General features: G+C 61.2%; 3 protein-coding genes and 3 pseudogenes. 4 read left to right on the forward strand and 2 right to left on the reverse strand.

Annotation, left to right across the window (positions count from 1 at the left end; genetic code table 11):
* Positions 1–221: 221 nt before the first annotated feature.
* Positions 222–1,861, forward strand: a pseudogene (locus tag HT737_RS03820) (BatD family protein).
* Between the two features lie 112 nt (positions 1,862–1,973).
* On the opposite strand, the gene HT737_RS03825 reads toward HT737_RS03820, so the two are convergent.
* Both HT737_RS03825 and HT737_RS03830 read right to left on the reverse strand, forming a co-directional pair.
* Positions 1,974–2,276 carry a hypothetical protein gene (locus HT737_RS03825; protein ID WP_182401501.1) on the reverse strand — a complete coding sequence of 101 codons (303 nt, stop codon included), beginning with the start codon at positions 2,274–2,276 and terminating at the stop codon, positions 1,974–1,976.
* 207 nt (positions 2,277–2,483) lie between these two features.
* The gene (locus tag HT737_RS03830) at positions 2,484–2,762 is read right to left on the reverse strand and encodes a hypothetical protein (RefSeq protein WP_239777498.1); all 279 of its coding nucleotides are present in this window, start codon (positions 2,760–2,762) and stop codon (positions 2,484–2,486) included.
* 291 nt (positions 2,763–3,053) lie between these two features.
* Here HT737_RS03830 and HT737_RS03835 point away from each other — a divergent pair, with 291 nt between their 5' ends.
* The 3 genes and pseudogenes from HT737_RS03835 (at position 3,054) to HT737_RS03845 (ending at position 8,518) form a co-directional block, all read left to right on the forward strand.
* Positions 3,054–4,355 (forward strand): exonuclease SbcCD subunit D C-terminal domain-containing protein, encoded by a 1,302-nt coding sequence (locus HT737_RS03835; RefSeq protein WP_374011132.1) that lies wholly within the window; start codon positions 3,054–3,056, stop codon positions 4,353–4,355.
* Positions 4,294–7,936: pseudogene (locus tag HT737_RS03840) on the forward strand (AAA family ATPase). The gene HT737_RS03835 and the pseudogene HT737_RS03840 overlap by 62 nt, the downstream one beginning before the upstream one ends.
* Positions 7,933–8,518 (forward strand): annotated as a pseudogene (locus tag HT737_RS03845) (glutathione S-transferase). Before HT737_RS03840 ends, HT737_RS03845 begins: the two co-directional pseudogenes overlap by 4 nt.
* Positions 8,519–8,705: the final 187 nt, after the last annotated feature.

The raw sequence follows: 8,705 nt of genomic DNA on the forward strand, positions 1-8,705 counted from the left end.
CCACCCCGCCGCAACCGGGCCCCAACGAGGTGCCGGGCATCGACGAGACGGAAGAAACGGACACCGTGCCGACGCTGCGCCCGAGCGAGGACAACCTCGAAGGCGAGCAACGTCAGGCGCTGGAACAATGGCTGGGCAAGATCCCGGACGACCCGGGCGAACTGCTGCGACGCAAATTCTGGTACGAACAGCAACAACATCAGGATCAGGAAAAAAACTCGATGACCCGCTTCAGCGCCCTCTTGCTGCCCCTGCTGCTCTGCACGGCCACCGCTCAGGCGGCCGAGTTGACGGCCAGCGTGGATCGCAGTCGCCTGAACTCCGGCGAGACGGTCGAGCTCACCCTCGAAACCAGCGATGTCACCCAGTTCGGCAAACCCGACCTGACCCCGCTGGAACCGTTGTTCGAGGTGCGCGGCACGCGTCAGGTCAACCAGTTGAACACGCTCAATGGTGACAATCGCGCCACCACGCGCTGGATCATCACCCTGCTGCCGAAAGAGAACGGCAGCGTGGTCATTCCGCCGCTGCAACTGGGTGACGTGCAGAGCCAGCCGATCACCGTGCAAGTGGTCGAGAGCGATACTCGCGCAGAAAAAAAACAACCCGAACCCGGTGTTCATCGAGGTCAGCTCGATCAGTCCAGCGTTTACGTGCAAGCCCAGGCGATCCTGACCCTGCGCATCTACCATTCAGTGTCGCTGTACGACGACAGCAGCCTGACGCCGCTGCAAATCGCCGATGCGCGGATCGAACAGCTGGGCGACATGCGTACCTATGAGAAAGACATCAACGGCGTGCGCCATGGCGTGATCGAGATGCGCTATGCGATCTACCCGCAGCACAGTGGTTTGCTGCTCATCGCTCCGCAAACGTTCAGCGCCACGCTGGTCGACACCCAGTCCAGCCAGGACGCCACCGCGCAAGGCCCGAAACCGGGCAAATTGCTGCGGGTCAATTCCGCCGAGATCGCCCTGACGGTCAAACCGAAACCGCTGACCTATCCGGCCGATGCGCCGTGGCTGCCCGCTCGCAGCCTGAGCCTGAGCGAAAGCTGGAACCCGGAGCCGGAGCACATTCAGGTCGGTGACTCGCTGACCCGCAGCCTGACCCTGAAAGTCGAAGGCCTGGCCAGCTCGCAGCTGCCCGGCCCTGCCCGGCACCGAAGCCAACGGCCTGCGCCGTTACCCGGATCAACCGGTGCTGAGCAACCAGAGCGGCGAGCGCCGGCCTGATCGGCAGCCGTGAAGAACGCGAAGCGCTGGTACCCAGCCGCAGCGGCAGCATCGAGCTGCCCACCGTCGATGTGGTCTGGTGGAACACCTTCGAAGATCATCTGGAACACACCAGCCTGCCCGCGCGCACCCTGCAGGTGGCGAACAACCCGAGCCTGCAAGTCGACACCCCGGCCGGCACCCTGCAAGCCAACGCCGTCGACAACGACGTGTTGTGGTGGTGGAAGCTCAGCACGCTGATCCTCGCCTGTACCACCCTGCTCGGCTTCGGCCTGTGGTGGCGTGCGCGCTGGCAACCGGCGGTGCATCGCGCCGCCCAGACCGGCCCAAGCCCGCGCACCTTGCTGGACGACATCAAGCGGGCGTGCCAGGCGAATGATCCGCAAGCGACGCGGCAGGCACTGGATGCATGGGCGCGGCAGCAGCCGGAGACCCTGGCGGACATGGCGGCGCGGTTTGTGCCGTTATCCGATGCGCTGGATGGGCTGAATGGTGCGCTGTACAGCGAGACGGGGCAGCATTGGCAAGGCGAAGATCTGTGGCGGGCAATCCGCACGATTCCGGCGGCGGAGCGGGTGCAGGATCCGGTGGGTGACAGCGGATTGCCGCCGCTTTATCCGAAGTAAAAAAGCAAAAGATCGCAGCCTGCGCAGCTCCTACACATATCTCTGTAGGAGCTGCCGCAGGCTGCGATCTCTTGATTTTGCTTTAGGTAAAAAATGCTGAGGACATTCGGAATCAATAGTTGAATTTCGTTTTCACTTGTTCGCCTTCGCGATAGGAGAGAACGAAAGATTTCCAGGGCTCACCGCGAGCGACTGCATGCTCGTGTAATTTTTCTACAAGCGCATAGATTTTCGAATGGTTGTAATCCGTTTCAGCATCCCAGATTTCTGAGCCATTTTTTTCAACGGCGAGGTCTGACTCCATGTAGTTACCCCCCCATTCAACGCTGAATCGAAAAGCGTCATAACCCCGAACAATTCCAGCCTCAACCAGCTGGAAAATTTCCTGGATGTTTTTTATATCTTCAGTGATCACTCTTTAACCTCCGGACTGAAAGAACGGGGACAAAACTACGTTCTCAAGAAACTTCTAACTCAGCCTGCCTGTGCTCTTCTTCAGGTAGCACGCCAGGCAGCAGCGTTTCTATGGCAATTTGACTAGTACAATCTGATCAGAACCCTTTGGCAATTCCAGAAAGTACTCCAGCCTTCAAGAATCTTTTGCCATGCCTGCAAGGTGAACTTACTGTCCAGGCCCGACTTGCTCATTTACTTCCTTTATATAGGAAGTAAATTTCCCATCGCCCTTATCCACATGCAGCCGCCCGCACGTCTGGCACCAATAAACCGTCAAAGCCCCTTGGTCTATTGTTTCGTAGAACTCGTCTTCAGACAGCCAACGATTTGATAGCGCACAGCCAATTTCATCTATCTTCTGCTCGGCGACTAAAGACAACTCGAAATCGGACGTACCCAAAGACAGGTTCATTACATGACCGCAGACACAAGCAAATTTTGGCATGACTGAAGCGTCCTTTTTCTGTTCAAGCTTTGCCTTATGGCCATTTTAGAAGCACAGCCTCATCGGAAACCGTTGGGTTTTCTAAAATCCGGAAAGCGTACTGCGCTCGCGGCAAATGATATCAATATAATGGCCAAACACCAGATAACCGCTTTCTGGCATCACCGAAATGCCCAGCCTCGACTTACCCAGACAAGCCCTGACTCCCCAATAATCTGTAAACTCCCCTCTTCTTTAGCCGCCCGTCATTTCCCCCCGCGGCCATCACCTTTTTCTGTAGCGGAGTCCACCTTGCGTCTGTTCCACACCTCCGACTGGCACCTTGGGCAAAACCTGCATGGCCAGGAGCGCGATTTCGAGCACGCGTGCTTTCTCGAATGGCTGCTGCGCCAACTGCAACTGGCGCAGCCGGATGTGCTGCTGATAGCCGGGGACATCTTTGACACGGTCAACCCGCCGGTCAAAGCCCAGGAACGCCTCTACGATTTCATCGTCAGTGCTCACGAGCAGCAGCCGTTGCTGACCATCGTGATGATTGCCGGCAACCACGATTCCGGCTCACGCATCGAGCTGCCGGCGCCGTTGATGCGTCGTTTGCGCACCCATGCGCTGGGGCGGGTGTTGTGGCTGGATGACGGCCAGCTCGACGCCGAACGTTTGCTGCTGCCGTTGCCGAACGCTGAAGGCGAGATCGCCGCGTGGTGCCTGGCGCTGCCGTTCCTGCGTCCGGCGGAAGTGACCGGTGCGCATCTGGGCGACGACTATCTGCGCGGTATCGGACAGGTGCATGAATGGCTGATCGAAGCGGCGAATGCCAAGCGCCAGCCGGGTCAGGCGCTGGTCGCCATCAGCCACGCGCACATGGCCGGCGGCTCGGTCTCGGAAGACTCCGAGCGCAGTCTGATCATCGGTAACGCCGAAGCGCTGCCCGCCAGCCTGTTCGGGCCGAGCATCAGCTACGTTGCCCTCGGCCACTTGCACAAGCCGCAGAAGGTCAACGGTGAAGAACGCATTCGCTACAGCGGCTCGCCGATTCCGCTGTCGTTTTCAGAGATCGGCTATCAACACCAGATTCTCGACATCACCCTCGACGGCGAAACCCTGGTCAGCGTCGAGCCGAAACTGATCCCGCGCTCGGTCAACCTGCAACGCATCGGCCCGGCGCCGCTGGCGGAGATTCTGCTGCAACTGGCTGACCTGCCGAATATCGATCTGCTCGCTGAAACCCAGCGTCAGCCATGGCTGGAAGTGCGCGTCACCCTCGACGAGCCGCAGCCGGATCTGCGCCATCAGGTGGAAAACGCCTTGCAAGGCAAAGCCGTGCGCCTGGTGCGGATCGCCGCTGAGTACGCCGGCAACCGTGGCGCCGAGGGCAGCGACGACGGCAGCGCGCTGGTCGAGCTGGATCAGCTCACCCCGCAGGAATTGTTCAGCCGTGCCTGGCTCGACAACTATGGCAACGAGGTCGATGAACAAACCCTCAAGGACTTCGCCGAGCTGCTGCAGGACGTACAACTGGAGGGCGAGCAGCATGAAGATTCTCGCCATTCGTTTGAAGAACCTCGCCTCGCTGGCCGGGCCGTTCGAGATTGATTTCACCGCCGAACCGCTGGCCAGTGCCGGTCTGTTCGCGATCACCGGGCCGACCGGCGCCGGTAAAAGTACCTTGCTCGACGCCTTGTGCCTGGCGCTGTTTGGCGCCGTGCCACGGCTGAACAACACTGGCCGCGACGCCAAGGTGCCGGATGCCGACGGCGAAATCGCCACCGGCGACCCGCGTACCTTGCTGCGCCGTGGTACCGGTGAAGGTTACGCGGAAGTGGATTTTGTCGGCGTCGATGGCCGGCGTTATCGCGCGCGCTGGGAAGCCAACCGTGCCCGGGAAAAGGCCGGCGGCAAGTTGCAGGCCAGCCGGCAGAGCCTGCGCGACATCGATCAGGATCAACTGCTCGCCAGTCAGAAAGGCGAATACAAGACTCAACTCGAAGCCGCGCTGGGCCTGAACTTCGAACAATTCACCCGTGCCGTGCTGCTGGCCCAGAGCGAGTTCAGCGCGTTTCTCAAGGCCGACGACAACGACCGCAGCGAACTGCTGGAGAAACTCACCGACACCGCGCTCTACACCCGCCTCGGTCGCCGCGCCTTCGACAAGACCAAAGAGGCCCGCGAAGCACACAAGTTGCTGCAGGATCAGGCCACCGGCGTAACCCCGCTGACGCCCGAGGCGCGGGCCGAGCTGGACGAACGCTTCAACGCCGCCCAGCAACAGCTGAAGTTGCAGCAGGCGCAGCTCAAGCAACTGGAGCAACAACACAGCTGGCTCAAAGATTTGCGCCAGTTGCAGGATGCGCAACAAGCGGCCGCCGAACAACTGCAGAGTGCGCAGCAGCAGTGGGAAGGTCTGGCTGGCGAGCGCCTGAAGCTGACACGCCTGGAGCAACTCGCGCCGCAACGCCACCAGTTCGCGCGCAAGACTGAACTGGATGCGCAACTGACGCCGCTGGCGGCACAGATTGCCGCGCATACCCAGCAACACGGCGAGCTCAACGAGCGCCAGACGCAACTGGAACAGGCGCTCAATGCGGCAAACATCGCCCTGAGCGAAGCGCAGCAGCGGCACAGCGAAAGTGCCCCGCTGCTGCGTCAGGCCTTCGACGAGCAAAGCACCCTTGCCCGCCTCGCCAAGGACACCGCCCTCAGCGCCGAGGCCCGCCAGTCCGCCGAGCAAGCCTGCACGCAAGGCCAGAGCGCGATTCAAGCCTTGCAGGCGAAACAGGCCGAGGTCGCTGAACGCCTGCAGAAAATCGCCGCCGGGCTGGAACAGAGTGCGGGTCTGGCGCCGCTCAGCGATGCATGGAATGCCTACCGCGATCGCCTGCAACAGCTGATGCTGATCGGCAATCGCCTGAACAAGGGGCAGGCCGAACTGGCGTCCCTCGAACAGAACGCTGCGCTTAGCGCCGAGACGCTGGCCGCGCAAAAACAACAACTGGAAGTGCTGTTCAAGGAGGCCGGCGCCGAGCCGAATGCCGTCGCCGAACAGATCGGCATCCTCGGCACGCTGTTGCAGGACAATCGCAAACAACTGCGCGCCATCGAAGACCTGACGCGGCTCTGGGCCAGTCAGCAGGAGCTGGAAAAACGCGGCGCCGAGCTGCAACAGCGCCTGCTCGTTGCACAGCAGGAACGCGAGCGCCTGACCCAGGACGGGGTGAAAACCAAGGCCGAACTGACTGTCGCTGAACAAACCCTCAACGTCACCCGTGAACTGCTCGAACGCCAGCGTCTGGCCCGCAGCGCCAGTGTCGAAGAGCTGCGCGCGCAGTTGCAGGACGACCAGCCGTGCCCGGTCTGCGGCAGCCACGAGCATCCGTATCATCAGCCGGAAGCGCTGCTGCAAAGCCTCGGCCGGCACGATGAATCCGAGCAGGCCAGCGCGCAGCACGCGGTGGATCAGCTCAAGGAAAAACTCACCGAGTTGCGCGCTGAAGTCGGTGGCGTGATCGCCCGGCAGAAAGAGCTGCTGCAACAGCAGGAACAATTGACCGTCCAGTTGCAGGCATTGGCGCCGAGCCTGGAGGCGCATCCGCTGGCGCCTCAGTTGCTCAATCAGGACGCCGACAAGCGCGATGCCTGGCTGACTCGGCAGAACGATCAGTTGAACCAGAGCATCACTCAGGACGAACAACGCCAGAGCGCCCTGCTCACCCTGCAACAGGACGCGGCGCGCCTGACCCAGCAACTGCGCAACGCCGAAACCGCGCATCAGCAAGCGGCGCAGCACCTGAGCAATCAACAGCGCGAACTGAGCAGCGACCGTCAGCGTCTCGACGAAGAGCTCACCGCGTTCGCCAGCCTGTTGCCGGCCGACACCCTCGAAGCCCTGCGCGTTGAACCGGCGGCAACCTTCATGCAACTGGATCGGCAGATTGCTGAGCGTCTGGCGCAAGTCGAGCAGCAAAAGGAAGAACTGGCCGAACAGCAGCTGCGCCAGCAGACGCTGGAGAAGGAACAGGATCGCCAGCTCAGCCGCTTGCAGCAGCTGCAAAGCGTCGAGCAGCAGTTCAGCGCCCTGGCCGCACAGCAACAGGCCAGTCAGGAAAAAACTCGCGCAGCTGCTGGGCGAGCACAGCAGCGCCGAGCATTGGCAGCAGCAGCTGGAACAGGCCGTGGAACAGGCGCGCAACGCCGAAACCAGCACCGCTGCACAACTGCAGAACGTGCGCACGCAACAGGTGCAGATCAGTGCCGAACTCAAGGCGCAACAGGAACGCTTGCAGGTACTGCAAAGCGAAGACGACGAACTGACGCAGAAGATTGCCGAATGGCGCGCACGCCATCCTGAACTGGATGACGGCGGTCTGGAAGATCTGCTGCGCGTCGATGACAAACAGCTCAGTGAACTGCGCCAGCGCTTGCAGCACAACGAAAAATCCATCGAACAGGCCAGAGTGCTGCTGCAGGAGCGCGATCAGCGCTTGGCCGATCATCGGGCGCAGCACAACGGCAATCTCGATGCCGAGCAACTCGCCAGCGCCCTCGCCGAGCTGCAGAACCAGTTCAATCTGAGCGAGCAACAGTGCGCCGAATTGCGCGCAGAACAAGCTGAAGATCAGCGCCGGCAGAACGCCAATCAGGCGCTGGCACAGCAGATCGCCGACGCCTATGCCGAGTACCAGCGCTGGGCGCGCCTGAATGCGTTGATCGGCTCGGCCACCGGCGACACCTTCCGCAAGATCGCCCAGGCCTACAACCTCGACCTGCTGGTGCATCACGCCAACGTGCAGTTGCGCCAACTGGTCAAACGCTATCGCCTGAAACGCGGCGGCAGCATGCTCGGCCTGCTGGTGCTGGACACCGAGATGGGCGATGAATTGCGCTCGGTGCATTCGCTGTCCGGCGGCGAGACCTTTCTGGTGTCACTGGCCCTCGCACTGGGCCTGGCCTCGATGGCGTCGAGCACGCTGAAAATCGAATCGCTGTTCATCGACGAAGGCTTTGGCAGCCTCGATCCGGAATCGCTGCAACTGGCCATGGATGCCCTCGACGGCCTGCAGGCGCAGGGGCGCAAGGTCGCGGTGATTTCCCACGTGCAGGAAATGCACGAGCGGATTCCGGTGCAGATTCAGGTGCAGCGCCAGGGCAACGGCTTGAGCACCCTGGAGGTGAAATGAACACGCTGTATTCCTTCCGCCGCTGCCCCTACGCGATGCGCGCGCGAATGGCCCTGCGCTATTCGGGGGTAGCGGTGGAGATCGTCGAAGTCAGCCTCAAGGCCAAACCGGCCGCGATGCTGGCGATTTCACCCAAAGGCACGGTGCCGGTGCTGGAGGCCGATGGCCGGGTGATCGACGAGAGCCTGGAGATCATGCGCTGGGGCGTTGGCGCAGCATGATCCGGACGATTGGCTGCTCGATGGCGATTCACGAATTGCCGAATTGATCGAAGCCAATGATCAAGTGTTCAAAGTGCATTTGAACCGCTACAAATACGCCGAGCGCTATCCCGAGCAGCCAATGGAGGTGTATCGGGCCGAAGGGGCGGTGTTTCTGCAGCGGCTGGATGGGTTGCTTGAAGGTCGGGATTATTTGCTGAGTGATCACTTGAGTCTGGCAGATGTGGCGTTGCTGCCGTTCGTTCGACAGTTTGCGCATGTGGATCGCGAGTGGTTCGCGCAGACGCCCTATGTTCGCTTGCAGGCGTGGCTACAGCGCTTCCTCGAATCCGACCTCTTCACCGCCATCATGAAGAAATAACCCCAGGGAATCCCTGTGGCGAGGGGATTTATCCCCGATGGGCGGCGAAGCTGCCCTGAAATCAGACACCTTGGTGTATCAAAATAATCCGGTTTGCCGGGTCTGGGGGCCGCTTCGCGACCCCATCGGGGGATAAAWYCCCCTCCCCCACAAAGGCTCACCCCCTGCAAAGGGATCGCGGCGAGTC

It is taken from the genome of Pseudomonas sp. MD195_PC81_125, assembly GCF_014060985.1.
GTDB classification, from domain to species: Bacteria; Pseudomonadota; Gammaproteobacteria; order Pseudomonadales; family Pseudomonadaceae; genus Aquipseudomonas; species Aquipseudomonas parakoreensis.